General features: G+C 47.7%; 22 protein-coding genes, 1 tRNA gene and 1 pseudogene. 18 read left to right on the top strand and 6 right to left on the bottom strand.

Going from position 1 to position 26,050, the window contains the following annotated elements; genetic code table 11:
- The 15 genes and pseudogenes from B153_RS0123105 to B153_RS0123175 form a co-directional block, all read left to right on the top strand.
- A pseudogene (locus tag B153_RS0123105) lies at window positions 1-261 on the top strand (IS5 family transposase); the annotation flags it as partial.
- 84 nt (window positions 262-345) lie between these two features.
- Complete coding sequence (locus tag B153_RS0123110) at window positions 346-987, top strand: glycosyltransferase (protein WP_026262383.1); 642 nt, start codon at window positions 346-348, stop codon at window positions 985-987.
- 32 nt (window positions 988-1,019) lie between these two features.
- Complete coding sequence (locus B153_RS0123115) at window positions 1,020-1,253, top strand: hypothetical protein (protein ID WP_020599125.1); 234 nt, start codon at window positions 1,020-1,022, stop codon at window positions 1,251-1,253.
- Between the two features lie 285 nt (window positions 1,254-1,538).
- Window positions 1,539-1,997: a hypothetical protein gene (locus B153_RS0123120; RefSeq protein WP_020599127.1), complete on the top strand. Its 459-nt coding sequence runs from the start codon at window positions 1,539-1,541 to the stop codon at window positions 1,995-1,997.
- 373 nt (window positions 1,998-2,370) lie between these two features.
- The gene (locus B153_RS0123125; protein WP_020599128.1) at window positions 2,371-4,773 is read left to right on the top strand and encodes a peptidase domain-containing ABC transporter; all 2,403 of its coding nucleotides are present in this window, start codon (window positions 2,371-2,373) and stop codon (window positions 4,771-4,773) included.
- A 118-nt stretch (window positions 4,774-4,891) separates the two neighbouring features.
- A complete protein-coding gene (locus B153_RS0123130; RefSeq protein WP_020599129.1) occupies window positions 4,892-6,220 on the top strand; it encodes a beta-barrel domain-containing protein in 1,329 nt (442 codons plus the stop codon).
- 85 nt (window positions 6,221-6,305) lie between these two features.
- The gene (gene corA / locus B153_RS0123135) at window positions 6,306-7,256 is read left to right on the top strand and encodes a magnesium/cobalt transporter CorA (protein WP_020599130.1); all 951 of its coding nucleotides are present in this window, start codon (window positions 6,306-6,308) and stop codon (window positions 7,254-7,256) included.
- Window positions 7,257-7,381: 125 nt separating this feature from the next.
- Window positions 7,382-8,206 (top strand): mechanosensitive ion channel family protein, encoded by an 825-nt coding sequence (locus tag B153_RS0123140; protein ID WP_020599131.1) that lies wholly within the window; start codon window positions 7,382-7,384, stop codon window positions 8,204-8,206.
- A gap of 160 nt (window positions 8,207-8,366) precedes the next feature.
- Window positions 8,367-9,740, top strand: a complete 1,374-nt coding sequence (locus tag B153_RS0123145; protein WP_020599132.1) for a DUF6600 domain-containing protein — start codon at window positions 8,367-8,369, stop codon at window positions 9,738-9,740.
- Between the two features lie 181 nt (window positions 9,741-9,921).
- Window positions 9,922-10,701 (top strand): tRNA pseudouridine(38-40) synthase TruA, encoded by a 780-nt coding sequence (gene truA / locus B153_RS0123150; protein WP_020599133.1) that lies wholly within the window; start codon window positions 9,922-9,924, stop codon window positions 10,699-10,701.
- Window positions 10,702-10,806: 105 nt separating this feature from the next.
- On the top strand, window positions 10,807-11,688 hold the full coding sequence (locus tag B153_RS0123155) for a cell division protein FtsX (RefSeq protein ID WP_020599134.1): 882 nt from the start codon (window positions 10,807-10,809) through the stop codon (window positions 11,686-11,688).
- A gap of 107 nt (window positions 11,689-11,795) precedes the next feature.
- Window positions 11,796-12,134, top strand: a complete 339-nt coding sequence (locus B153_RS0123160; RefSeq protein ID WP_020599135.1) for a DUF3098 domain-containing protein — start codon at window positions 11,796-11,798, stop codon at window positions 12,132-12,134.
- 122 nt (window positions 12,135-12,256) lie between these two features.
- The gene (locus tag B153_RS0123165; protein WP_020599136.1) at window positions 12,257-13,102 is read left to right on the top strand and encodes an undecaprenyl-diphosphate phosphatase; all 846 of its coding nucleotides are present in this window, start codon (window positions 12,257-12,259) and stop codon (window positions 13,100-13,102) included.
- Between the two features lie 88 nt (window positions 13,103-13,190).
- The gene (truB, locus tag B153_RS0123170; RefSeq protein ID WP_020599137.1) at window positions 13,191-13,913 is read left to right on the top strand and encodes a tRNA pseudouridine(55) synthase TruB; all 723 of its coding nucleotides are present in this window, start codon (window positions 13,191-13,193) and stop codon (window positions 13,911-13,913) included.
- Between the two features lie 50 nt (window positions 13,914-13,963).
- A complete protein-coding gene (locus B153_RS0123175; protein WP_020599138.1) occupies window positions 13,964-14,896 on the top strand; it encodes a bifunctional riboflavin kinase/FAD synthetase in 933 nt (310 codons plus the stop codon).
- Window positions 14,897-14,955: 59 nt separating this feature from the next.
- On the opposite strand, the gene B153_RS0123180 is transcribed toward B153_RS0123175, so the two are convergent.
- Window positions 14,956-16,194 carry a BaiN/RdsA family NAD(P)/FAD-dependent oxidoreductase gene (locus tag B153_RS0123180; protein ID WP_020599139.1) on the bottom strand — a complete coding sequence of 413 codons (1,239 nt, stop codon included), beginning with the start codon at window positions 16,192-16,194 and terminating at the stop codon, window positions 14,956-14,958.
- Between the two features lie 126 nt (window positions 16,195-16,320).
- Here B153_RS0123180 and B153_RS0123185 point away from each other — a divergent pair, with 126 nt between their 5' ends.
- Entirely contained in the window at window positions 16,321-17,379 is a 1,059-nt protein-coding gene (locus B153_RS0123185; protein WP_020599140.1) for a DNA/RNA non-specific endonuclease, read from the top strand.
- Window positions 17,380-17,385: 6 nt separating this feature from the next.
- Here the strand turns inward: B153_RS0123185 and B153_RS0123190 are convergent, their stop codons facing one another.
- The 3 genes from B153_RS0123190 to B153_RS0123200 form a co-directional block, all read right to left on the bottom strand.
- On the bottom strand, window positions 17,386-18,162 hold the full coding sequence (locus tag B153_RS0123190; protein WP_020599141.1) for a prohibitin family protein: 777 nt from the start codon (window positions 18,160-18,162) through the stop codon (window positions 17,386-17,388).
- A gap of 69 nt (window positions 18,163-18,231) precedes the next feature.
- A complete protein-coding gene (locus B153_RS0123195; RefSeq protein ID WP_020599142.1) occupies window positions 18,232-18,690 on the bottom strand; it encodes a hypothetical protein in 459 nt (152 codons plus the stop codon).
- A gap of 1 nt (window position 18,691) precedes the next feature.
- Window positions 18,692-19,954, bottom strand: a complete 1,263-nt coding sequence (locus B153_RS0123200) for a hypothetical protein (protein WP_020599143.1) — start codon at window positions 19,952-19,954, stop codon at window positions 18,692-18,694.
- A 148-nt stretch (window positions 19,955-20,102) separates the two neighbouring features.
- Here B153_RS0123200 and B153_RS0123205 point away from each other — a divergent pair, with 148 nt between their 5' ends.
- A complete protein-coding gene (locus B153_RS0123205; RefSeq protein WP_020599144.1) occupies window positions 20,103-21,341 on the top strand; it encodes an ABC transporter permease in 1,239 nt (412 codons plus the stop codon).
- Between the two features lie 42 nt (window positions 21,342-21,383).
- Here the strand turns inward: B153_RS0123205 and B153_RS0123210 are convergent, their stop codons facing one another.
- Window positions 21,384-24,077 (bottom strand): PAS domain-containing sensor histidine kinase, encoded by a 2,694-nt coding sequence (locus B153_RS0123210; RefSeq protein ID WP_020599145.1) that lies wholly within the window; start codon window positions 24,075-24,077, stop codon window positions 21,384-21,386.
- Between the two features lie 177 nt (window positions 24,078-24,254).
- On the opposite strand from B153_RS0123210, the gene B153_RS0123215 reads away from it, so the two are divergent.
- Window positions 24,255-24,338, top strand: a tRNA-Leu gene (locus tag B153_RS0123215).
- A gap of 1,216 nt (window positions 24,339-25,554) precedes the next feature.
- On the opposite strand, the gene B153_RS0123220 is transcribed toward B153_RS0123215, so the two are convergent.
- Window positions 25,555-26,049, bottom strand: a complete 495-nt coding sequence (locus tag B153_RS0123220; RefSeq protein ID WP_020599146.1) for a DUF4411 family protein — start codon at window positions 26,047-26,049, stop codon at window positions 25,555-25,557.
- Window position 26,050 lies beyond the last annotated feature (1 nt).

The raw sequence follows: 26,050 nt of genomic DNA on the forward strand, positions 1-26,050 counted from the left end.
GATCAAGCCTACAACGGCGTGTTTGCTCAAGAGCTTGACCGTTGGAGTATCGATTTTGAGAAAGCGTCGCGGCCTGAATCAGCCCAAGGTTTTGTACCGGTGGCCAAACGATGGGTAGTGGAACGAAGCATTGCCTGGACGAACTATTTTCGGAGAATCGTCAAAGACTATGAGCATACAGCATCTTCTTCGGTCAGTTGGCTGTATCTGGCCAATAGCCAGATCATGTTACAACGAATCGAGACTTATTGCCAAAGATGATTTCCCAACATACTCTTAGATCCTGTAAACTTGATATATGATGGGCTCCGAAATGTGCCTATTGTTCATTTAGTGCCGCGGGAAATGGAGTATATCTGGTATAAAATTGGAACGAATGAACGCTTTTTTTATCAGCCTTATCAGCAGAAGGGAGAGTTAGAAGATTATGTTTTTTGGAGCCAAATCGATCTAATTCTTCAGAATAGACAAAATAAGAAAATACAATTAATCTATGCCTCATTAGGTACCTTGAGTGCAGGCAATGCAATACCGGCAACTCGATTTTTAACGAAACTGATAGCTGCTGTTGAAGGTTTATCCACCATACATTTAATTATAGCGGATAAACAGCTCTATACGAATAAACCTGAAAATTTACCAACGAACATATCCGTAGTTGATTGGGTGCCGCAGCGAAAACTGCTTCTCCATTGTGATTTAATGATTACGCACGGAGGTACAAACTCTATACTAGAATGCGTACAGGCAGGCATACCTATTTTGGCCTATCCACTGAACCTGGATGCAGATCACCCCGGTAATACAGCCAGAGTGGTAGCGAATGGGTGGGGCGTGCAAGGTGATTTGCGAAAAGAAAATTCAGCAGAAATTAAGCAAAAGATAGTCAATCTACTGGCAGATTGCCCATTGCCCAGAAAGCGTAAACGAGTAGTAATAACGCCGATCATTGATTGGCAACTGAACACGGATTTGGCCGAATCATAATAGATCAATCATTTTTAAACACATTTTCGATCATGAAAAAAATCTTAATGCAATTTGCAGATAATCTGCTTGCGAAAGAACAAATGAAAGTTATTAAAGGTGGGACAGATACTTATGGAGGTATTTATAGTGGAGATGGTTTGGGAATGATACATTGTGGGTGCCCGAATGGGATGACAATTACGACAGGTGGCACAGTCACTTCCGCGGACCTAGTCTCGATGTGTGGTGGCATGCCCCCAGCCTGGTGCGTTGGTGTAGGTTGACAGGTGCTTAAATATTAAAGCACTTTTATGCGTAATTCCTACATTACTTACTACATAGTTTTATAGGGATTACGCATGACAATAGGTTTCTTTTGACAGTTCTTTCTGTTGGAAAATTTAATTACGACAAAAAAATGGCAATTTTTATTGCGAATTTATATCTTTGGCCTGATTTTGAATTTATTGATAAATTTTCGATCAAAGAACAGAGTTTCTTTGCATATTTAATAAAACTTTAAACTGTGAAAATCTATTGAATTTTTCGCGAAATATTGCTAAATTATTATGAAAAAATATTTAAATTTAACCCAAATTATTGGTTTCTTATTATTGTTCAATAATAGCTTTGGGCAGAATACGATTGATGACACAATAGAGACACTCAATGAGTTAAACAATGTGCAGGTTTATGCAGATCAGAATTTAATTAGTGATTGGGCTGGTGTTAGGAAGGATATTAAGCTCAGAGACTTTTCTTTTTCTTTTGACAAATCTTCTATTAGCGCAAAAAAATACGATGTTGATCTGATCATTAGCGAAGCAAAGGTTACATTATTTCGCTATAATAAATTTACTGCCTTCACTATCTGGCAGCCTGGAGGAACTGAGCCAATGAATGTTTTTTATTCAATGGCTCGGCCTGGAGATCGCTATGAATTGCAAGTGTCTCTTGTTGCCAAAAATAAATTGGGTGAAAAAGTCCCACTGAAAAGTAAGTTTATATATAATTTGCCACTGTATTAAAATACGGACAGATATCATACTATTAATTATATTGACTTGTGGGTTTCGTGGTGTGTGTCTTGTTGGGCTGAAATGGCCGTTTCTAAAAAGTTAAGTGAGGAATATAAATCTAAGGGGTAAATTTTATTTACATATCCATAGACGAAAATCCGGCTTCTTGGGAGCGGGCGATGAATCAGATTGGCCTTTCAACGAAAAAAGCTTCTTGTTCCCTTATTGTAAGACATCAAAGCTATAAAAAATACTATATCGACCTATTCCGCGCTACTTGTTGATCGAGGGAAAAGGGAATGTGATTAATACAGATGCGCCCCAACCCAGTGATCTTATGATTAGGGAAATGTTTGACAAATTATTGAAATAATAGCAGACAATGCCCACCTTTCCTCACTACACCCAACTTGACCAGATGGATTGTGGCCCTACCTGTTTGCGGATGGTAGCAAAACAGTATGGACGGACGTTTACGACGCAATCGTTGCGGGAGAAGGCGCAGATAGGGAAAGAGGGGGTGTCGTTGCTGGGTATTTCGGAAGCGGCTGAGGCTATTGGGTTTCGGACAATGGGCGTAAAAATTCCCTTTGAGAAATTAGCGGCCGAAGCGCCCATGCCTTGTATTGTGCATTGGGATCAGAATCACTTTGTAGTGGTTTATGCTATAAAAGGCGCAGAAGGTGGCTGGCTAAGTCGTATTAAAGGGGGCCGAAAAGCTGTTCAAATCGACAGTCTTGGAGTAGACGTACAGGCCGGACCGTTCATCTCCGATTTTGAGGTCAATGAGGGGCAAATTATCATTCCACCGTCCTTCCCAACTCCTCTGCCCTCACCCCCAAGCCCTACGCTAAAAGGCACCGTTTACGTAGCCGATCCGGCTAAGGGGTTGGTTACGTATTCGGCGGGAGAGTTTTGCCAGCATTGGCTGTCGAGCCAAACTAAGGGGAGTCAGGAAGGGGTAGTGCTGTTGCTGGAGCCTACACCGGCGTTTTTTGAGCAGGACGACGAACCAACAACGGCCTACAATTTCGGTCGAGTTTGGAGCTATTTGTGGCAGTACAAACGGCTATTGCTGCAATTGGCTTTGGGGTTGGCCGTAGGCAGTGGGCTGCAATTGTTGTTTCCGTTTCTGACCCAGTCAGTAGTGGATGTGGGTGTCAATACGCAGAATTTGCCGTTTGTATATCTGGTATTGGGGGCGCAACTGATGCTGATGGCCGGGCGACTGTCGGTCGAGTTTATCCGAAGCTGGATTTTGCTCCACATCAGTACCCGCGTCAACCTCAGTATTCTATCCGATTTTCTGATCAAGCTGATGAAACTGCCTGTGTCGTTTTTCGACAGCAAGCAGTTTGGCGATCTGATGCAGCGCATTGGCGACCATCACCGCATCGAAAGTTTTCTGACCGGCCAAACGCTGTCGGTGCTGTTTTCGCTGATTAATCTCGTCATTTTTGGGTTGGTACTGGCCTTATATAATCTGGCTATCTTCGGTATTTTTCTGGTGTCGAGTTTGTTGTATGTCGGCTGGGTGATGCTGTTTTTGCGCCAACGCCGGAAGCTCGATTTTAAGCGGTTCGATTTGGCGGCTAAGAATCAGAGTAGTCTGGTGCAACTGATTCAGGGCATGCAGGAAATCAAGCTGGCGGGTGCCGAGCGGCCCATGCGCTGGTCCTGGGAGCGATTGCAGGCGCGGATGTTCCGCTTGCAAATGAAGGGGCTTGCCCTGAGTCAATACCAGCAGGCCGGAGCCTTCACGATCAACGAAGGCAAAAATATTTTCATTACGTTTCTGGCCGCACAGGCTGTCATTAGTGGGCAATTGTCCCTGGGGGCTATGCTGGCTATGCAACAGATTGTTGGGCAACTGAACAGCCCTATTGAGCAACTGATTGGCTTTGTTCAGAGCCTGCAGGATGCCAAAATCAGTCTGGAACGACTGAACGAAATTCACACCCTTACCGACGAAGAACCCACCGAACAGCCCTTGCTCAATACGTTACCTCAATTCGGGAATTTACAGCTTAAAAATATCGCGTTTCAATACCCCGGAGCCGGTAATGAGCCCGTTTTAGAAGGCATCGACCTATCTATTCTGGAGGGAAAAACAACCGCCATTGTCGGTATGAGTGGTAGTGGGAAAACAACCCTGCTTAAATTGCTGCTCCGCTTTTATGAATCGACAAAAGGCGAAATTCGTCTGGGAGGGGACTCCCCTCTCCTGAATTCAGGAGAGGGGGCGGGGGTGAGGTTAACCAACCTCAGCCATGCCTTTTGGCGAAGTCAGTGTGGAGTTGTGATGCAGGACGGGTTTATTTTTTCGGATACCATTGCCCGGAATATTGCCGTGGGCGTTGACCGCATCGATGCACAGCGGCTGGCTCATGCGGTTCGGGTCGCTAACCTGAACGAGTTTATCGATTCATTACCATCAGGGCTTCATACGAAGATTGGAGCCGAAGGCAATGGCATTAGCCAGGGGCAGCGGCAGCGAATTCTGATAGCCAGGGCGGTCTACAAACAGCCGAAGTATATTTTCTTTGATGAAGCTACCAATGCCCTGGATGCCAACAACGAAGCTGCCATCATGCAGCAACTTGGCGAATTCTTTCAGGGACGTACTGTAGTGGTTGTCGCCCATCGACTGAGTACGGTACGTCATGCCGACCAGATCTTGGTTTTGGATAAAGGCCGGATTACGGAAATAGGTACACATGATACCCTCGTCGCCCAACAGGGAGACTACTGGCGATTGGTAAAAAATCAACTGGAGCTTGTCTGAACCCGGATTTTTGTGATTTAACTGATTGTCTTGATTTCTTCATATCATTTTCGCTTTGATAGCTATCACTTGGTGTTATTAAAGGTTAAAAACCTGCTACACCTATCAACAAAATCAGATGAATCAGTTAAATCACATAAATTACGGTTCAGACTATTTCACTGAGCTTCGTTCCGAAGAGGTACAGGAGCTTTTGATGCGCCCCCCCAAATGGTTGTTGCGTTGGGGTATTACTGTTGTCTTTTTAGTTGTTCTAATTGTGTTTGCGGGTGCCTGGATGGTGCATTACCCGGATTTGGTGCGTGGTTCGTTTCGCCTTACGTCGGTCAATGCGCCTAAAGCGGTGTTGAGCCGTACGGAGGGCAAACTCGTTAAATTGCTGGCCGAAGAAGGCAACGTTGTAAAAGCAGGTGCACCTCTAGCTTATTTAGAAAGTACGGCTAACCATACGGATGTATTACGTTTGTCGCAGGAATTAACTAAGGCATGGGCGATAGCCAGCCGTGGTACCTCCAGGTTAGGTAATCTGGAAGGACTTGAGCAACTGCATTTATCAAATTATCCGAGACTGGGCGAATTACAAAACGCGTATCAGACATTCGAGCAGGCTCATATTCAGATAAGGGCGTATCTGGCGAATGGTTTTTATAGTCAGAAGAAAGCCTTATTGCGGCAGGAAATTAGCGATTTGCAAGCATTGGCCCGGAACTTACAGGATCAGCAGCAGGTGCAGGAGCGTGATCTGACGCTGGCTCAGGAAGAGTACGCTATTCAGCAACGGTTGGCCCGTGAAAAAGTGATTGCACCGCTGGACCTGAAACGGGAAGAAAGTAAAGTGATTACTCGTAAACTGCCTTACCAGCAAACCCGTTCGGCCTTAATTAATAACCTGACCGCACAGCGGACAAAGCAGAAAGAATTATTGGAATTAGATAAGCAGGTGGCCGAAGAACGTGATAAGTTTTTGCAATCATTAAACACGCTACAAAGTGCAGTAGATGCCTGGAAACAGAAGTACGTGCTTACCGCTCCGGTATCAGGCCGAGTGTATTTCGTTGGTATGTTACAGGAAGCTCAGACTATTGCGGTCAATCAGGAATTGTTTTATGTGGCTCCGCCGGGCACGAATTACTTTGGCGAGCTACGTGTATCTCAGTATAATGCCGGTAAGGTAAAGCCAGGGCAGGAAGTACTGGTAAAATTTATAGGGTATCCTTATCAGGAATATGGAGCAGTACGAGGACGTATTGCTTCGATTGCCGATATACCACTAAAAGATAGTGTGTTTCTGGCGAAGGTTATTTTGCCCAATGGCCTCCGTACCACGTATGGGAAGGCGTTAGCCTATAAAACAGGCATGTCGGCGTCGGCCGATATTCTGACGGATGATAGCCGCTTACTGGAAAAGCTATTTTATCAGCTTCGTAAAGTGGCTAATGGACGATAGAACGGAATAATAGATTACTGAGTGGAGCGTCAGTCCGGGCTTTTCTACGAACTTTGCGGTCGGATAATCAGTCCGGCCAACGCTTATGATTCGTATCTTTCAGCAGGACGAAACCTCCGTCCGAAAAATTAGGGACATTGATTCATTCTCCGACACCGAACGGACTCTCTGGGTGGATCTGCAAAACCCAACCGCGTCCGAAATAAAGAGTGTCGAAGAAAAATTCGATGTCGATTTTCTGAGTCAGCAGGAGCAGTTGGAAATTGAAAGTAGTTCGCGCTACATTGAAGAAGATGATTTTCTGATCGCCAACTCCAACTTTCTGATTCCCGATAAAGAACAGCGGTATGTGAATGTTCCGGTGAGTTTTCTTTTGAAAGACGATACGCTGTTCACCTACCGAAATGCCGACCTCAAATCGTTTGCCGATACGGTGAAGCGCATCAAGTCGCGCCGGGCTGTATTCAGCGACGGAGCGCAGATTATGATTTCCATTTTCGAATCGCGGATCGACTATGATGCCGATTTGATCGAACTGGTATCGAACGAAATCAAAGCCATCAATCGGATGCTCGATCTGGACGCTAATCTGGATCGGGAAATGCTGCTGAATATCAACGATTACCAGGAACTGACGATGTTGATTCGGGAGAATGTGGTTGATAAACAGCGCGTTATTTCGTCGATGATTCGCTCCGACGGATGGTTCAATGAGCTGGAGCAACAACGATTACGCACATTGATCAAGGATATTAATTCGCTGATCGAACACACGAATTTTATTTTCGAACGACTGGAGTTCCTGCAAAATACCTACCTGGGTCTGATCGACCTGGAGCAGAACCGGGTTGTCAAAATCTTTACCGTTGTATCGCTGGTCTTTTTGCCGCCAACCTTACTGGCCAGCATCTGGGGAATGAACTTCGATGAAATGCCTGAGGTACACTGGAAATACGGTTATGTATTTGCACTGGCTATGATGGTGGTATCATCGGCCCTGACCGTCTGGATCTTCCGTCGTAAGAACTGGTTGTGAAACAGGATGTAGCAGAATGGGGCTGGCTATCGGAGGCTGATTAAATTATCAGTGAAAAGGAGCCTGTCAGTAAGTTACCTTTTGAGGCTGGGAGCGTCTGATTGTCAAACAAATCCCCCTTCATTATGCAACAGGCGCAAACCCGACTGGAACTTTTTTACACGCAGGTAGTAACCTTTGTTACGCTTTATGGTGGCCGCGTGCTGCTGGCAATCCTGACGCTCATTGTGGGCCTTTGGGCTATTGGCTGGATTACCCGAATTCTGGCTACTACCATGACCAAACGGCACGTTGATCGGGACGTACAACCTTTCCTGCTATCGTTGGTCAATGGCTTGTTAAGGGTTTTGCTGCTGCTTAGTATTGCCAGTACACTGGGCGTGCAGACCACCTCGTTCGTTGCCATCATCGGAGCCGCTGGCCTGGCGGTTGGGCTGGCATTGCAGGGAAGCCTGTCCAATTTTGCCGGTGGGGTACTGATCCTGATTTTTAAGCCCTTTCGTGTAGGGGATTTAATCACGGCCCAGGGCTTTACAGGGAATGTTGAGGCCATCCGTATTTTTGATACGACGCTGGTAACGCTCGATAACAAAACGATTATTCTGCCCAATGGAGCTTTGTCGACTTCGGCCATTACGAATATCAGTACAAAAGGAGTTATTCGGGTCGATCAGGTGTATACCGTAGGGAGCCAGAATGATCTGGATGCTACCAGAGCATCGATTCAGAAAGTGGTTAATGCCTGTCCATATGCCGTTAAAGATCGTGAACATGATGTGCTGATTACCAAACTAGGGGCCAACTCGCGCGACTACGACGTGCGCGTGTGGACCAAGAGTGATACCTACTGGGAAACCTATTATTATATGCTCGAAAATATTGCCCGACAATTTGGCAAAGATGGCATTGAGGCTCCCAAACCAAAGATGTTTATTACAAACGAACCGTAATAGCCTGGTTCAAATGGCTATAAAAATGCCCCCCTGGACTTTGAGTTTTCAGGGGGGCGTTTTTTATACCAGATTTTTTAGCGATTCGTTAAACGTTTTTATAGCAAATGAGTCTAACTCATGATGAGTGTCAGTACTCACCGCTTACGAACGAATCGCCATGAATATACTAAAAACAATAAAACGGCTCGCCTTCCTGACCGTACTGGCATTGAGTCCGTTTTTGGCAGAGGAAGCCGCAGCTCAACCGGGCGTAACGGTGCCAGTTGAGTCGTTTTATAACGAGCTGTCTCCCTATGGGCAGTGGATGCAATACCCGGGCTACGGGAATGTATGGTTGCCGAATGCCGGGCCTGATTTTCAGCCATATGCCAGTGGGGGTCACTGGGTCATGACCGAATACGGTAATACCTGGGTGTCGGATTATGCCTGGGGATGGGCACCGTTTCACTATGGGCGCTGGATTTACGATCCGGCCTACGGTGGCTGGCTTTGGGTTCCGGGTAGCGACTGGGCTCCGGCCTGGGTGTCCTGGCGATCGGGCGGGGGGTACTATGGATGGGCCCCACTGGCACCAGGTTGGGATATTAACATCAACATCAATATTCCATCGTTTTACTGGAACTTCGTACCCCAGATTTACATCACCAGTCCAAATCTGTACAGCTATTGTGTGCCGCGTCCACGCGTGGTCAATGTCTACCAGCAAACGACAATTATCAACAACTACTACCGGGGCAGTGGGCGTGCCTATGCGTATGGACCTCCGAGAGCCGATATTGAACGGGTAACCCGTCAAAGCATTCCGGTGTATCGTGTCGAGCATATGGATCGGCCAGGACGTTCGGTGGTGGGCAATGGCTCGGTGGGCTTTTATCGACCGGGTTCTGCCATGGCGCATAACCCAGGCCGCGATTACAATGGCCAGTTCAACAATGCTCCTCGCCGGGAGTATGACGGCAATAACGCGGCTTACTCCCGGGGTGGACGTTACAATGGCGATTTCAACAACAATCGTCCAGGCTACGATGGTAGCAGTAACACTCCCAGCCGGGATTACTCAAACCGCGATTATAATGGTAGCCCGAACCGGAGCAATGGTTTCCCAACGGAGCGAAATGGTGGATTTAATAATCGCGGTTTCAATAATGCCCCTGATCCTAATTCGGGAAATAGTCCAGCGCCATCCCCAGTTCCGGCACCTAACCGTGGTAACTATTCGCCCGGCAACTCGCCACAAGGTGATAATGGATTTCCGAACGGCGGTAGAATGGGTGGGTATGAGCAACGGAACTTTCCACAAGGAGGTGGGTTTCAGCAACAACCGAACCGATCTTTTGAACGGGTTGAGCGGCAACCTCAAATGAATAGTCAGTCTATGCCGGGTGGTCAGAGTGGCGGTGGTTTCCAGCGGATGCAGGAGAGCCGACCCCAGTCGTTTCCGCAACAACAGCATAGCCAAGGCCAGCCACAAACTCAACCCCAACAGGGCGGAGGAGGCTTTGGTGAGCGTCATCAACGCGGTCCCCGATAAATAATTGAGTGAAGCAGTACCTGCGACGCCACATATCCGAATGGGTATGTGGCGTTTTCATTTTGTCATTTCTGGTTATTGATCAGCCTCTCGTCAGCAACACCTTTTTATTAACAATCAATGACCAGGAATGACTACTTAATGACCATTGAATGCCTGCCAATAACTACTTTTGTCCCTTATGCGCTATTTTATTGAACTGTCGTATCGGGGAACGGCCTACTGTGGCTGGCAACCACAGGCGGTGGGCGTGAGTGTTCAGGCTACGCTGGAAAGGGCCCTCAGCCAGCGATTGGGCAAACGCGTTTATGTAGTGGGTAGTGGCCGCACAGATGCGGGGGTCCATGCCCGGCAGCAGTTCGCCCATTTTGACACCGATGAACAGCTACATGTATCCGAAGCGTTTATTTACTCGTTGAATTGCCTACTGCCAGAAGATATAGCGATTCGGTCCATCTTTCCGGTCCGGAAGACGGACCATGCGCGTTTTTCGGCCCTGTTCAGGTATTACCAATACCATATTACTCGTCAAAAGGACGTTTTTGAGTATGGATTAACCTATCATTTTCGACCCTTGCTCAACGACGCCTTAATGAACGAAGCCTGCCAGCGTTTACTGAAATACACGAACTTTCAAAGTTTCAGCAAGGCACGGGCCAATGTCAATCATTTTCATTGTCGGCTCGATTTTGCCTATTGGGAGCGCATAAACGAGGATAGCCTGACGTTTCATATTCGGGCCGATCGATTCCTTTGGGGCATGGTTCGTACCATTGTCGGCACGATGCTTGAAGTAGGCCAACAACGGCTGAACCTTCATCAATTTGAGCAGATCATCCAGGCAAAAGACCGGAATGCAGCCGGAAGGGCCGTGCTGGCAAATGGCCTGTATCTGGTTGAGGTTGGTTACCTGGAAGAGGTGCTGACAGGCAGCGGTATAGGAGCGCGGGGGGAGGCATAATTTGCATTGCCTGGCCTTGTACCTCTGTGCTTCACTTAAATTTTCTTAAATTCGACCGCTCAGCAGTTGAATTCCATATTTTTGTCACATAACACGAACCCCTGAATGGCTCGTATAAAAAAGAAAGTTGGTGCCTATCCCAGCGGTATGATTTTGTTTAGTCTGACGCTGGCTTTGTTTTTAATTGGTTTTTGCGGTTTGCTGGCTATTCAGTCGAAAAAACTGGTGACCTACATCCGGGAAAATTATGAAATCCGGGCGTTTTTGGATAAAGATCTGGATGAGAAAAAAGTGGAAAAACTTTTTCAGACCATTGCCGAACGACCTTATGTGCTGAAAACCGACGGGAAGCCGCAGGTGGTTCTGGTAACGAAAGACGAAGCCGCCAAAGCGTTCATTGCCGAAACCAAAGAGGATTTTTCGAAGTTTTTAGGGGAGAACCCTCTGCATGATAGCTACAGGATCAAACTCAACGAAGGGTATTTCGAAGAAGCGAAACTGCAGCAGGTAAAGCAGGATCTGGAGCAAATAGATGGTGTGTTTGAGGTCGTATATCAGGAAAACCTCGTCGACAACATTAATCGGAATATTACCAAGATTTACGCCGTCATGTCGGCATTTGCGGTTATTCTGTTGGTGATCATTGTGGTGCTGATGAACAATACAATCCGGCTGGCGTTGCATTCACAGCGTATGCTCATTCGGAGTATGCAACTGGTAGGGGCCACCAACGGATTTATTACCCGGCCGTTTTTAGGACGGGGTATGTGGCAAGGGTTTCTGGCCGGAGTAATTGCGGTCGCTCTTCTGTTGATTAGTTTACAGATTGCCATACATAACCTGCCCGAAGTGGGGATGTTTCAGGATACGGAAAAGACCGCTTTTCTGATGGCAGGTGTGGTTGGATTAGGTATACTGATTGGCTTTTTGAGTACGTTTCAGGCCGTAAATCGGTACCTGGGCCTGACGTTGGACGAACTTTACTAACTAGTGAATCAATGGGGTAATGCATAAAAGAGCAATGTGCTGATAGGAGACTTCTCAACTAATTGGCGTGCTCGACTATTCAGTATCCATTCTAAATAGACAAAACGATGGCAAAAGATAAACAGGCTGGTTCAGCCACACTCGCCCGCGAAGAGTCGGCCAAAAAAACGGCAGCAACGCCGACGGCTGCTCCTAAAAGTACGCCCATTCGGCCAGTAAGTAGCGAACCGCTGCGTTCTGCGGTAGCCTCTTCACTCCCGTTCGGAAAGCAAAACTATGTGTTTATGCTTATTGGGATAGGGGTTATTCTGGCGGGCTTTTTCATCATGAGCCTCGATAAAGAGGAATTTGGGTTTGGCTTTTTAGGACTGACACTCGGCCCAATTGTGGTGATGGCCGGTTTTGTCCTGGAATTCTTTGCCATTCTTGCTCGCCCCAAAGCGTAACATTAAGTAAAGTTATACAGTTGAAGTGCTATAAAGTTATAGCGTTGTAAAGTAGTTTTGCTGCTATCATTCTCTGACGGCAACTCAACAACTTTACAACGCTATAACTTTATAACTAGTTAATGGAGCTGATTCACGCAATAGTACTGGCGATTATTGAGGGCTTAACCGAATTTCTGCCGGTTTCCTCAACGGGGCACATGATTATTTACTCATCGCTGGCTGGAATTGCCAGTGATGAATTCACCAAACTCTACACGGTTGATATTCAATTCGGTTGTATCCTGTCCGTACTGGTTCTGTATCATCGTCGCTTCCTGACCGATCCTCGTACTGGTGATTTTACGATACCCAGTTACCTGAAATCATTTCCTCCCCGCTGGCAGCCTCTGCTCGATTTTTATAGCAAAATTCTGATTGCCTTTCTGCCAGCTGCTGTTATCGGCTTTTTGCTGAATGACTTCATTGACTCGCTCCTTGAAAACGTTACGGTCGTTGCCATTATGTTGCTGGTGGGTGGTATCATACTGCTCTTTATTGATCGAATCGTGAACCGAGCGCCCAAAGATGGCGATGTTACCGTGCCTGATGCGCTCCGAATCGGTTTTTTTCAGTGTATAGCCATGATTCCGGGAGTATCGCGGTCGGCGGCAACCATTATTGGGGGTATGTTTCAGGGGCTGACCCGGGCGCAGGCAGCCGAATTTTCATTTTTTCTGGCAGTGCCCACGATGGCTGCGGCTTCGGGTTATAAACTGCTGAAAACCTACAAATTGCTTCAGCCCGACGACTATCAGACGCTGCTAATCGGAAATGCCATCGCTTTCGTTGTGGGCATGCTGGCAATTCGGGGCTTTGTTAGCTTCCTGACCCGGTATGGGTTTAAAGTCTTTGGGTATTATCGAATCGTGCTTGGACTTGTACTGCTGGGCTTAGTAGCGGCTGGTGTAAAGCTGGATGTTCTTTAAAAGTAGTGTATAACCCTACACGAACAAACCACAAGGGCACACAAAGGGCTTTCCTCTGTGTATCTTTGTGGTTTCTTCATGTATTACTGTGTTACAACAAACGGAATTAAGTCCTGCTTCTGATCCTGGCCAGGTTATCCTGATTGATAAACCGCTTACATGGACATCGTTCGATGTGGCCAACAAGTTAAAATACGCCTGTAAATTCAAGAAAATAGGCCATGCCGGTACGCTTGACCCTTTGGCAACGGGTCTACTGATTCTTTGTACAGGAAAAATGACCAAACAGATTGATCAGTATCAGGCGCAGGAAAAAGAATATACGGGTACACTCGTTCTGGGCAAAACAACCCCTTCGGTCGATCTGGAAACCGCATTCGATGCTGAATTCGATACAACCGGAATTACGCCCGACCAGATTCGGTCGGCAGCTCAACAATTGACGGGCGATATCCTACAGGTACCACCCATTTATTCGGCTGTACGGGTCAATGGTGAACGTCTGTATGAAAAAGCCCGACGGGGCGAAACCGCTGATCGGGTAGAGGGGGGGATTAAAGCGCGACAGGTAACGGTTTCGGTTTTTGAAACGGATGCCAGCCGTTTCCCTGAAGTAGATTTTCGCATCGTGTGTTCGAAAGGCACCTATATTCGCAGTCTCGTACGCGATTTGGGGTTGTTACTCAACAACGGCGCTTACATGAGTAGTCTGCGTCGAACGCGCATTGGTAACTTTCGTATCGAAGAAGCCTATACCCTCGACGAGTTTATAAAGATACGTCGTGAGTCAACAGGCAGCAGTCCGCAATAGTATTGGTTGCAACCCCTGACGACCCAATGACTGACGATTAGCAAGGAAACATGATTATTTATAAAGGTCTCAACGACATACAACCTTTAGTCAATGCGGTAGTTACCAGCGGTACGTTTGACGGGGTTCATTTAGGCCATCAGACAATTCTGGCACGGCTAACTGAGATAGCCCAAACAAGTGGGGGCGAGTCGGTGCTGATTACGTATTGGCCGCATCCGCGAACGGTTGTGTCCAACGATAGTCAGAACCTGCGCTTGCTGACCTCGCTCGACGAAAAAATTGAACTGATCGATCAGGCAGGGGTCGATCATCTGGTGGTTATTCCATTTACGCGTTCGTTTTCTGAGCTGACATCTGAGCAATACATTCGGCAGATTCTGATCGATAAAATCGGTACAAAAAAACTTGTGATTGGGTATGATCATCGGTTTGGCCGGGACCGTGAAGGCGGATTTGAGTACATCCGCACCCACCAGAGTGAGTATGGATTTGAAGTTGAAGAGATACCCCGGCAGGATGTCGATGCCGTAGGGGTGAGTTCGTCTAAAATTCGGGCGGCTCTGAACGAAGGCAACGTTCGTACCGCCAATCGGCTGCTGGGACGGGCGTACAATCTGACAGGGACCATTGTAAAAGGGCGTCAGTTGGGGCGTACCATTGGCTTCCCCACGGCTAATATGCAGGTCGATGATCCCACCAAACTCATTCCGGCCAATGGGGTGTATGCGGTTGAGGTAGAGTATGGTGGACAAACCCTGGGAGGAATGCTCAATATCGGTTTCCGCCCTACGGTGGCTGGTACGCATCAAACCATCGAAACGTATATCTTTGATTTTGACAAGGATATTTACGGTGAACACATGACCCTGAAATTTCGGGAGTTTCTGCGCCCTGAGCAAAAGTTCGACGGATTGCCCGCGCTAGTGGCGCAATTGAAACGGGACGAAGAAAGCGCACGAGCGATACTTGGTCAGATATAGTCAGGTGTTGTCAGGAATGGTCAAAAATAGCTGGAACAACGCCTGACCATTCCCGGCTATTATTGACCGATATGCCTGCCGGCTACATAACCCGTGGTCCAGGCATTCTGAAAGTTGAAACCGCCGGTAATGCCGTCAATATCCAGCACTTCGCCAGCAAAAAACAAACCGGGGTGGGCTTTGCTTTCGAGGGTTTGCGGATTCAGGCTGTCAATAGAAATACCTCCGCAGGTAACAAATTCATCTTTAAACGTGGTTTTTCCAACGACCTGAAACTGGCTGTTGGTCAGTCGCTCAACCAATCGATTGAGTGGCTTGGCTGGTAAGTCGGCCCAGCGTTGTGAGTCAGTCATGCCTGATTCCGACACAAAAAGTTGCCATAACCGATTCGGTAACCCAAACGGATTTTGTGAGGCCACCTGTTTGCGTCCATTTTGCTGTCGGAACTCCTGTAGCATATTACGTAGCTGATTCTCGTTGAGGGTAGGGGTCCAGTTGATCCGAAGTGTGAAACGGTAGTCCATTGCGGCCAGTTCGCGGGCAGCCCAGGCTGATAAGCGCAGAACAGCCGGGCCGCTGAATCCCCAGTGCGTCAGTAACAAAGGGCCGCGCTGCTCCTGTTTCGTTCCCTGTATAGATACGCCCGCATCGCTGACCGATACACCCGCTAAGGGCAATAAATAACTTTCGGGTACATTAAAGGTGAACAACGAAGGGACGGGCGAAATCAGCGGTTCTGTTTGGGAAGGCATCCAGGTATACGAGGCTGCCTGCGGATAACCTCCGGTAGCAATCAGCAGTCGATCAGCCTGAATAACTTCATCGGTCAGGAGAGTTAGCTGCCATTGAGATTGCCCCTTGTCGGTAGTGGTATGCGTGAGTGTCGACACGCCACAGCTTGTCCGTATCTGAATTCCCAGACGGCGGGCCGTGGCCATCAGACAGGTTACTATGGTTTCGGAAGTATTGGTCGACGGAAACATACGGCCATCCGCTTCTGTCTTCAACGTGACTCCATGCTCATCGAACCACCGAACGGTAGCCGTAGCATCGAACTGATTCAATAGCGTGCGTAAAGGTTTTTCGCCACGAGGGTAGTATCTGACCAGTTTTTTATTGTCGAAGCAGGCATGGGTAACGTTACAGCGCCCTCCTCCCGAGATACGGACTTTATTCAGTACCGTTCGGCTCTTCTCTAAAATCGTGATGGTAGCGTCGGGAAAGGTTTCAGCGGCAGTGATGGCACCGAAAAAACCGGCTGCTCCACCACCAATAACAACAATACGTAGGGATGACATGGAGGAGTAACAGTCGTTTGGCGCTTCATGTTCCGGGGGGCAGGCTGGACGGGTCAGATTAGCCTATATAGTACCTCTTTTGTAGCTGCCAGCCTACTGCATCAAACAAAAACTTAACTTTGGCCTATGCATCTGAAACCTCGCTTTTCTCCCAAAAACACAACCCGCCGGGGATTCCGCTTGCGGGGAAATACACTCGTAACCCTGTTTGTTTTTTTTCTGATCGGTTTATTTCTGCATTACGGTGGAAAAACAAAACCAGTGGTTGCCTTCTGGAACGACATCCGTGAAATTGTTGGACTGGGCCGCTCCCGGTCGCAACGAGAATCGGATAATCCCTACAAAGCGCCAGAACCCAACCAATCGACCGATGAAGCCAGCGACGATCGGCGGAAACCCCGTTCGGAGGAAAGCGAAGCCAGTGATAACAACGGTAGCGGACCATCAGAGGCTTCGTCGGGCAATCAGCGGTTCGATTTTGAAAAACAGGTTGATTTTCTGTTGCCTCAGTCCAAATGGAATGGCGATTTGATTCGTCATGAAGGTTACACGCTCAGTTACCGCGACCAATACAAAGATGCCGAATGGGTAGCTTATCCATTGCTTTCGTATGAAACCCGGGGGGATGCGGATCGTAAAAACGAACAATTTAAGCCCGATCCTGCTGCCGAAAATGGTACGGCCTTACCATCCGACTATACCCGCTCGGGTTATGACCGGGGGCATTTGGCACCAGCCGGAGACTTTAAGTTTTCGCAGCGCATCATGCGTGAGACCTTTTTTATGAGCAACATTACCCCGCAGGCACCGGATTTTAACCGGGGTATCTGGAGTGACCTTGAAAACCTGGTACGTACCTGGGCTCGCCGGGATAATGGAGTATATGTTATTACAGGTCCTGTACTGAAACCTGGTTTACCTACCATTGGGAAAAGCACGGAGGTGAGTGTACCCGAAAAGTTTTACAAAGTAATCCTGTATTGCAACAAACCTGAGATTCGGATGATCGGCTTTCTGCTGGATAACGAAGGCTCCACGGAATCCCTGAAAACGTTTGTGGTGCCAGTCGATTTAATCGAACAGATGACGGGTATCGATTTCTTCCCCAAAATTCCCGACGACCTGGAGCGAAAGCTGGAAAGCAAAAGCCGCGAAGAGATGATCGATGAGTGGTTCAGTAATTAACCCGTTTTATTGATTCGGATTGATCAGCATAGGCGTTTTGCCATCGGTGACGATGATTTTGGCATTGGGCGACGTAGCTAACTGCCGAAAAGCCTCGATCGTTTTATACTCGATTATCTGCTTGTTGAGGGCTTCTGAAATTATTTTTTGCGAATCCGCTATGCCTTTTGCCTCAATTACTTTCCGGTCGGCTTCTTTATGCTCTTTTTGCAGAATGAACTCCATCTGCTGAGCCTGTTGTTCGGCTTCGAGCTTTTGTTCGATGGATTGGGCCAGCCCTTTAGGTAATTCGATGCTTTTCATGAGAACACTTTCCACAACGATGCCTCTTGGTTCCAGCACCTTATGCATTTCGGCAGCGATTTCCTTTTCAATCTCTTCGCGCTGACCTGTGTACATATCTTTAGCGTAAAAGCGAGCGCAGACATCCGCTGCGGCTGATCGGAATACGCTCACAATCACAACGCTTTCGTATTTTTCACCAATGGTAGTCAGTACCTGAGGGGCCTTTTCGGGAACGATGCGATACAGTACAGCCATTTCGGCGCTGATGTTGAGCCCTTCTTTGGAGGGGATATTTTCCAGCGCCAGGGGCAAATTAATGGTACGAGTAGGCACCCGGATTATAGTAGTTGTGAAGGGGTTATACCCATGAATACCCGCTCCCTTTACGGAGGGGTCCAGCTTCCCGAATCGACGTTTTACACCAACTTCGCCCTGGCGGATAGTGGTACAACTACTTACCAAATAGAGAGCCAATGCGCAGAGTATGAGATTTTTCATGGTAGTTAGCAGAAAATGAATTGTTGCGCTAACTACTTACCACCGCATTAACCTCTTATTGAAACCGAATTAAGTTGTTATTAAATGTTGATGGGTCGTTAAATACGTTTCCAGTTCATCAGGGCGTTGGGTACCAATGGTGATAATGGTGTTCCTTTGCTTCACAATGCGCAACCCTTTGTTACCCGCAACATTATACACCCAGCCGTCGAAGCCCAGCCGAATGCCATAGCCCACAAATCCATACTTCGTTACCGAAGCGGATTTGATTTCGGTCCAGGGAATGGTGCGCCAGGAAAAAACAGGAAACACCTTATAATGGACGCCTTCGTCGTCGATCCGGGTATCCAGCCGCCAACTATACAACAGAAAAGCGACGAGCAGAGTGATAATGGGTCCACCCCAGGCAAAGGGCTCAGCTCCTGCGTGGGTCGTTAGCAGAGGGACAGTCGTAATCAGAAATACAGCTCCCATCAACGTCCAAAGCCACCATTGTTGAAAACGCTGGGATTCGGTGAAGGCATTCATTCTAGGTCTTCTGTTTCTTTTTCTTCGCGGCTGGGAACAGAATGTTGTTGAGAATCAGGCGGTAACCGGCTGAATTGGGATGCAGGTTAAGATCCGTTGGCTCCTCACCGATTTCATGCCGATAGTCTTCAGGATCATGGCCGCCATAGAAGGTGAAGAATCCCCGGCCATAGGGCGAATGAATATAACGCGCTTCACCTACCGAACGATTCTCGGCCATTATCACGACTTCCGGTTTGATGTAAGCTTTTTTGAAAGCAGTGGTTTGTCCCATAAACCCTTTGATGACGTTCTGGTGATTTTGCGTCAGCATGGTAGGGATGGGGTCGTATTTGGCTGAGAACTGAAACAGGGTAAAGTAGTCGTTATGCTCGCTCAGGCCCCGTTCTTCAGGCTGGTTGTCGATGTTCGAAAACTCGATCAGATAAGGGTTCGTGTAGACCTGAAAGTTGCGGAAGGCAAACGTCTGGCTATAGTCCAGCTTGCTATTGGCGTTCGGGTCGGCAGGGTCACCGTCGTAGAACGAATCGACAATATCGGTGTTATGAGCCGACAGCGCGATGTCGTAGGTGTCGGTTGCGTTGCACATGGCAAACAGGTAACCACCTCCAAGAACGAATTCGCGGATTTTTTGGGTTACAGCTAGTTTAAGCTGAGGTACTTTGGTAAAGCCAAATTTTCGGGCAATGGTTTCCGCTTCCCGCTTTTGGGCAATGTACCAGGGCTGGTCTTTAAAGTGGAAGAATTTTCCATACTGCCCCGTAAAATCCTCATGGTGAAGGTGAAGCCAGTCATATTCAGGCATTTTGCCGTTCATCACCTCTTCGTCAAAAATCACATCGTAGGGAATTTCGGCGTAGGTCATCACCATCGTTACGGCATCGTCCCAGGGTTGCTTGGTCTTGGGCGAATACACAGCCACTTTCGGGGGTTTCTGAAGCTTAACGGCATCCATATTGGCATCGGCAGCCGCAATTTCAGCCAATATCTGAGCCGACTGCGCGTCGGAAATAACTTCGTAGCTGACACCCCGTATCACCATTTCGTTGATGAATGCCTGTGACTGTGGCATCATAAACGAACCGCCCCGGTAATTGAGCAGCCAGTCGATCTCGGTATCGTGAACTTTAAGGACCCAATAGGCAATGCCATAAGCTTTCAGGTGATTCTTTTGGGCATCGTCCATCGGAATCAGGATTTTAGAGGCCCAGACCTGACTAGCCAGACTCAGAATTAGGATAAGCGGTAATAGCAGCCGTTTCATTGGTTTCCCCGTTAAAGATGCTCTTGGTAGTTTTGCTATAACGAAATATACGCAAATATTGTGCAAAAAAAGCGCGGGGTACGGGGTGAGGGGCTAGGATTGTGCAAATTCTAACCTATACCCTATGCCCCATACCCCATGCTAATTCATGAACCTGATTGAGAACATCCGGGAAGGGTTACGTTCGATTGCCGGGAATCGGCTGCGGACCATTCTGACATCGCTGATCATTGCCATCGGCATTACCTCGCTGGTCGGTATTCTGACGGCTATCGACGGGCTCCAAAATTCAGTTAACGAAAGTTTTGCGGGTTTGGGAGCCAATACGTTCAGTATTGTGGCCCGGCAGGATGCGTTCCGTCGGGGAGGGCGCGTGTTGCGGCAGGATGCGCCTATCGACTATTTCGACGCGATCCAGTTTAAACGTCGATTTCCATATGGAGCTACTATTTCGGTGTCGTCGGTGATAGCCGGAGCCGCTCAGGCCAAGTTTGGCTCCCGAAAAACAAATCCCAATGTACAGCTTATTGGGGGCGATGATAATTTTCTGGCTGTCAAAGCCTTCACGCTGCAAAGTGGTCGAAATCTGACACCTAATGACCTGGAAAACTCACTCAATGTAGCCGTCATTGGCAGCGAAACGGCGAATACATTATTTGAAAAAAAGATCAACCCGCTCAATCAATCGATACGCGTACTGGGAGCGCAATACAAAGTAATTGGGGTGCTCAATAAAAAAGGTGGTTTTTCGGGTGGGGGAGAGGATCGAATGATTCTGATTCCCCTGGAGAACGCGCGGGCATTGGCTGGTAATCGACAACTGACGTTCGATATAACCGCATCGGCCCCATCGGTTGCCAGTCAGGATGAAGCCGTAGAAGAGGCCCGGGGAACCATGCGCCTGGTCCGGCGGGACCAACTGGGCCAGCCTGATTCGTTTGAAATTGAACGGGCCGATGATCTGGCCAAAGAGACCGAAACCATCAGCGGCTATCTGCGAATCGGTGGATTTGGGATTGGATTTATAACCTTGCTGGGTGCGTCTATCGCCTTGCTGAATATCATGCTGGTTTCGGTGACAGAACGAACCCGCGAGATTGGCATTCGTAAATCGTTGGGTGCCACCCCCAAACGCATCCGGGAGCAATTCCTGATCGAAGCGATTGTTATCTGTATACTGGGTGGCCTGGGCGGAATTATTCTGGGTCTGGGTGTAGGGAACCTCATTGCCAGCCTGATTAGTCAGGGAAACGGCAGTTTTGTAGTGCCCTGGGGCTGGATGGGGCTGGGTATCGTAGTGTGCGTATCGGTAGGGTTATTTGCCGGTATTTACCCCGCCGTTCGGGCCTCCAAACTCGATCCAATCGAAGCGTTACGGTACGAATAAAGAGTGAAAGAGTAAAAGAGCGAAAGAGTGTCACGCCACCTTTTAGCTCTCTGGTAGGTACACCGTAAAGGTGGTTCCCTGTCCGGGCTGACTGCGAACGGTGATCGTGCCCCCGTGATTTTCGGCTACTTTTCGGCAAACAGCTAAGCCAATTCCCGTTCCATTGTATTCGTTTCGACCGTGTAAGCGCTCGAATAAGTGGAAAATCTGTTCGCTGTATTTTTCGTCGAAACCAATGCCATTATCGGTTATATCAACAGCGACCCAGGAGCGTTTTGTACGATTGCCAATAGGAGCGGGAAGTTCGTAGCTATTAACCGGACGAGCCTGTGCCGATATAAGGGGGATTTTGTTGGGCGAAACAAACTTCAGGGCATTGCTCAACAGGTTCTGAAACAGTTGCCGCAATTGGCTGGCGTTTCCGGGTAGTGTCGGTAAGTCGGTATCCGAGCCATCACCAAGGATAATCTGAGCCGCTTTTTCCCGGATAATAATCTCCAGATCGCTTTTGATTTCTAGAAAAATCTGTTGCAGACTCACGGGTTTGGACGACTCCAGTTCAATCGACAGACGCGAATAGGCCAGTAGGTCCCGAATCAACTGGCTCATCCGATCGGCCGCCGACTGCATTCGGCGCAGCATATTCTGCCCATCCTCAGGAATCGAGCTACTGTAGTAGTCCAGCAATAAATTACCGAACGACTGAATTTTTCGCAGTGGCTCCTGCATATCGTGACTGGCAATGTAAGCAAACTGCTCCAGATTTCGGTTCGATTGTTTCAGCTCGTTGACCAGTTGCTCGGCCCGTTGCAGGGTTTCATGCAGTAACGTTAGATCGTTGACCGTAACCACGATGCCGTCTTCCTGCTTTACAATAGAAATATCGTACCAGCCCTCAACGATGCCGTCTGTAAAATGCTGTTCCAGTCGTTTGGATTGCCCCGTTTCGACCACGCGTACATACTCCTCAAAAATGCCCAAAGGTTTCAAAATGGGTAGCACCTCAAGCATCGTTTGGCGGGTATCCTGCGCATTCGCTAAACCGACCAGGCGGGCATTGGTATCATTTTGAAGCAAATACCGGAAGTCGATAATTTGGCCCAATGCATCCCGGATCGATTCGAAGAGGGCAATGGGTATCTGGCAGCTATCCAGTACAGTTTGCAGCAGAGCCGCCTGTTGGCGAGCCTGCGCTTCGGCCTGTTTTTGCTCGTTAATGATGGAATAGATTGAAATAATTCGGTTGTCATCGAGACGGGTAACCCAGTTATCGGTGTAGTTGTCGAACCCGTCGACTGAATATTTAACCTCAAAATGCTGGGGCTCGCCCGTTTCAAAAGCCTGAAGAAAAGCTGCCCAGTAGGTGGTACTCTTAACCCCCGGAAACACACTGGCCATGGTTTTGTTCAGGAGTTGATCGGCCTGTAAGCCCGTGTCGTTCAGAATGGCCTGACTGACACGCACATAACGAACATCGACAATCGCTCCCGAATCGTCCCGTACGGCCTCCAGTACCGATAGCCCATTGGTAATATTGTTCAGAACTCCATCAAACAGATGTGCCTGCTCCTGAAGCTGTTGGGTAGCCAGGTACAGTTGACTGATGTCGTTGAGGGTAGCTACCAGTCGGTCGTCCAGTTTACTGATCGTCACATCGAACCATTTATTCAGGTTAGGGTAGTAGTGCCGCCCCCGGAAGGTTTCGCCTGTTTTATAGACGCCTTCATACTGGTGCCACATGCCTTTTTGTCTCGACTCGGGGAACATGTCGGTGACTAAGCTCCCAACAACCTGATGGCGTGGTAGCCCTGAAAAGCTGAGGGCTGTGTCATTGATCAGTAGAACCTTGAAATCAATCAGATTACCCGTTTCATCGCAAAGGGCTTTATACACAATAACCCCATTGTCCGATGCGCTCAAAACCCCTTCGACCAGCTCATTTTGCTGCTGAAGCTGTATTGTGGTTTGCTTCAGGGCCGAAATAGTCTTGAACGATAGAACGATACCATCTTTTAGGGGCGCTGTCGAAATCAGGTACCAGGCATCGTAGCCATCGGCCTGATACTGAAATTCAAAGCTTTCGGGTTCGCCGGTTCTGACAACTTCCGCAAATCGCTGGAACAAGCCCACCTGTTTGACACTCGGAAAGTACGTAGTCATACGATGGCCAATGATCTGATCGGCCGCTACATCGGACCGCTTCGTTAGAAAACGATTGGTCAGGCGGTAAATAAAATCAACGATTTCGCCCGTCTCATCGCGAACGGTTTCACAATAAGCAATGAAATTGTCTGTCGCATGAATGACGCCCTGCAATAATTGCTGCTGCTGACTAAGCTGTTGTTGCGCGCGTTTAGTATCGTCTATGTCAATAAATGTGGTGAAAAAGCCATCGTCGAGTGGTCGATTATCAAATAGAAACCAGCGGTTGTTGCTTGGTAGTAGCTCATCGACTTCGTAAGGAATCTGTTCTTCAACCACTCGGCGCAGGTCCTCAGCGTGTTCACGCATGTAAGGTGCCCGTTCAAACAGGGTTTGTAGGGTCATGTGCGCTTCGGTATGGCCCGTAATGGCGAGCACCTGCTGATTGTAATACCGCGTCTGGTAATCCACGACTGAACCCCTGGCATCTCGAATGGCCTGGTAGGCGATAACGCCATACGGAGAACGGTCGAGTAAGGTTGTGAGCAGCGGCAGAGAAGGCGTTAACGGAAGGGCTAAGGGCGACGAAGGCATAACAAATGCAAATGTGAGCAATTGTAAATCTACAGGTTTCGTTTGATTTCTGCTAGATGGTCAGGGAGGTGTAAATAAAGTATCTTTTAATTTTTATTTGCAAAACACGAGCCAGCCATCTATTTTTGCACCCACGTTTGACAAACGCATCGTCGGTAACGGCGAACGGTTCCAGATGCCGGGATGGCGGAATCGGTAGACGCGATGGTCTCAAACACCATTGTCTGCAAGGACATGCCGGTTCGAGTCCGGCTCCCGGTACTCGATGATCGCCTAATTAATTGTTAATCAATTAGTTGGGCGATTTTTATTTTTACGGTATACGGAATGGTATACGGAATTGAAAAATAGAATCAATGAAGCAGTTATGCAGTGCGTGCAGTGTTTGTTTCTAGTTTCTAATTGATCTCACATTATATAGCTGTTCGTAGCTGTCTATTAGTGGGGATACTATCCCCATACATGATGAAAATGTGATACCGGGCACCTGGGCATCTGAATCTAGCCTCAACACTTATCTCATTACTCGTCCTAGATAATTTAATAGGGGAGAGCCTTGGTCGGAAATGGCTGTGCCACACCATTCAACGTTTTTTTATGGAATATTCCGACCAATAAGCCGGTCTTCACTCCGCCGGCCAGACTTACTAAGCCGCAGAAGTCTATTCAGGATTGCATACTGGATATTATGGAGTTGCCGATCATTAAACACTCCGCTTTTTACCATAACACAATTAACACAGGGAAAATCGACGAGATGTTATCACTACGTCGGGCGCAGGATGATTCAGAACGCACCCGTATAGCTCGGCCCAATATGCCCCTGCTGAATTTCGCCTTTGACGAATTGCAAAAGGTGCACACAAGTTGTATGGCTTGTACGATGCCGTCGACAAGGCTTTAACCCTGGCCAGTGCTCAACCTTACGAACGCGGCCAGTAGACGTTAAAAGAGCTACTGCGTGGGGGACGGGAGTTGATGACCCGGCAAAGTGTAGGAGAACGAAAAAACAAAAGGGACGACACGGTGGCTTAATTTTGTCGCGGGTGTACATGGGACACTACCCGAAACCGATCAGAATGTAGTTGAGACTGTGTTCTTCGAGTTAATGAGTTTAATGGCTTATATATTGCCTTTCTACCTCGAATAATTGACAAGTCAGATTTCGTCTATATGCGTTTTACAGTCAAAAGCTCTCGGTCTGTTACAACGATACACAGTTTTTTTGCAGGTCTATTGCTCATTGTTTTACTGAGCCAGTGCAAAGAATCTGCTGTTTCCATTGCCGACACCAATTCTATGCGGGAAGGTAATATAGCACTAATTGCGCTATTGAAGTATGTTTCTATCAGACTTGAAGGTAAACCGTATACCTTCGTTAGCGAATACAAAAATGAATATGAACGAAAGCAATGCAATTAGCTAGGGTGATTTTTCCCTCAATGACGAACGCTATACGACTTATATAGGACTTGATTTAGGTCGAACAGGTGAATGTTAGTCCAAAATTTCTGCCCAATTCAAAATCGTTTATACAAGGTATCTGCATATTCTCACAGACATTGGGGATTTTTATTCTCTTTTGGCTAAGAGGGATTTTTATCTCTTTCGTGACAACGCAGGCATTATGTCTCATTGCATGAGCAATAACCCACGGGTCAGCTACTGAACGGTTTTTTGCGTCATCTGATAAGAGTTTATGAATAGGGTTTGCAGCGTTTATGCGAATAAGACAATTCGCCACTTCTACGTCCTTTTTCATAATGGGAATTTTACTAGACTTAACCCATTGATATAAACCATCTTCGGCTTTTTTTAACTCTCCGAAAACGTCATCCGGTATAAAAACAGTATTACGCTCTCCTAGTGTATTTAAAAAGTCCCAATAAGAAGGACATATGTCATAAGCATAATAGGTTTGCCACGGAACAATAAGGACGTTGGCGTCTAAACAGTAGAGCTGATGCTTCATA

The organism is Spirosoma panaciterrae DSM 21099, assembly GCF_000374025.1.
Lineage (GTDB): Bacteria > Bacteroidota > Bacteroidia > Cytophagales > Spirosomataceae > Spirosoma > Spirosoma panaciterrae.

Excerpts from the sequence above, each read along its gene's own strand:
- B153_RS0123140 (WP_020599131.1), top strand. The coding sequence starts at position 7,382 with ATGCAACAGGCGCAAACCCGACTGGAACTTTTTTACACGCAGGTAGTA.
- B153_RS0123205 (WP_020599144.1), top strand. The coding sequence starts at position 20,103 with ATGAACCTGATTGAGAACATCCGGGAAGGGTTACGTTCGATTGCCGGG.
- B153_RS0123185 (WP_020599140.1), top strand. The coding sequence starts at position 16,321 with ATGCATCTGAAACCTCGCTTTTCTCCCAAAAACACAACCCGCCGGGGA.
- truA (WP_020599133.1), top strand. The coding sequence starts at position 9,922 with ATGCGCTATTTTATTGAACTGTCGTATCGGGGAACGGCCTACTGTGGC.
- B153_RS0123165 (WP_020599136.1), top strand. The coding sequence starts at position 12,257 with ATGGAGCTGATTCACGCAATAGTACTGGCGATTATTGAGGGCTTAACC.
- B153_RS0123180 (WP_020599139.1), bottom strand. The coding sequence starts at position 16,194 with ATGTCATCCCTACGTATTGTTGTTATTGGTGGTGGAGCAGCCGGTTTT.
- B153_RS0123175 (WP_020599138.1), top strand. The coding sequence starts at position 13,964 with ATGATTATTTATAAAGGTCTCAACGACATACAACCTTTAGTCAATGCG.
- B153_RS0123195 (WP_020599142.1), bottom strand. The coding sequence starts at position 18,690 with ATGAATGCCTTCACCGAATCCCAGCGTTTTCAACAATGGTGGCTTTGG.
- B153_RS0123110 (WP_026262383.1), top strand. The coding sequence starts at position 346 with ATGGAGTATATCTGGTATAAAATTGGAACGAATGAACGCTTTTTTTAT.
- B153_RS0123220 (WP_020599146.1), bottom strand. The coding sequence starts at position 26,049 with ATGAAGCATCAGCTCTACTGTTTAGACGCCAACGTCCTTATTGTTCCG.
- B153_RS0123125 (WP_020599128.1), top strand. The coding sequence starts at position 2,371 with ATGCCCACCTTTCCTCACTACACCCAACTTGACCAGATGGATTGTGGC.
- corA (WP_020599130.1), top strand. The coding sequence starts at position 6,306 with ATGATTCGTATCTTTCAGCAGGACGAAACCTCCGTCCGAAAAATTAGG.
- B153_RS0123210 (WP_020599145.1), bottom strand. The coding sequence starts at position 24,077 with ATGCCTTCGTCGCCCTTAGCCCTTCCGTTAACGCCTTCTCTGCCGCTG.
- B153_RS0123115 (WP_020599125.1), top strand. The coding sequence starts at position 1,020 with ATGAAAAAAATCTTAATGCAATTTGCAGATAATCTGCTTGCGAAAGAA.
- B153_RS0123145 (WP_020599132.1), top strand. The coding sequence starts at position 8,367 with ATGAATATACTAAAAACAATAAAACGGCTCGCCTTCCTGACCGTACTG.
- B153_RS0123190 (WP_020599141.1), bottom strand. The coding sequence starts at position 18,162 with ATGAAAAATCTCATACTCTGCGCATTGGCTCTCTATTTGGTAAGTAGT.
- B153_RS0123120 (WP_020599127.1), top strand. The coding sequence starts at position 1,539 with ATGAAAAAATATTTAAATTTAACCCAAATTATTGGTTTCTTATTATTG.
- B153_RS0123130 (WP_020599129.1), top strand. The coding sequence starts at position 4,892 with ATGAATCAGTTAAATCACATAAATTACGGTTCAGACTATTTCACTGAG.
- B153_RS0123200 (WP_020599143.1), bottom strand. The coding sequence starts at position 19,954 with ATGAAACGGCTGCTATTACCGCTTATCCTAATTCTGAGTCTGGCTAGT.
- B153_RS0123155 (WP_020599134.1), top strand. The coding sequence starts at position 10,807 with ATGGCTCGTATAAAAAAGAAAGTTGGTGCCTATCCCAGCGGTATGATT.
- B153_RS0123160 (WP_020599135.1), top strand. The coding sequence starts at position 11,796 with ATGGCAAAAGATAAACAGGCTGGTTCAGCCACACTCGCCCGCGAAGAG.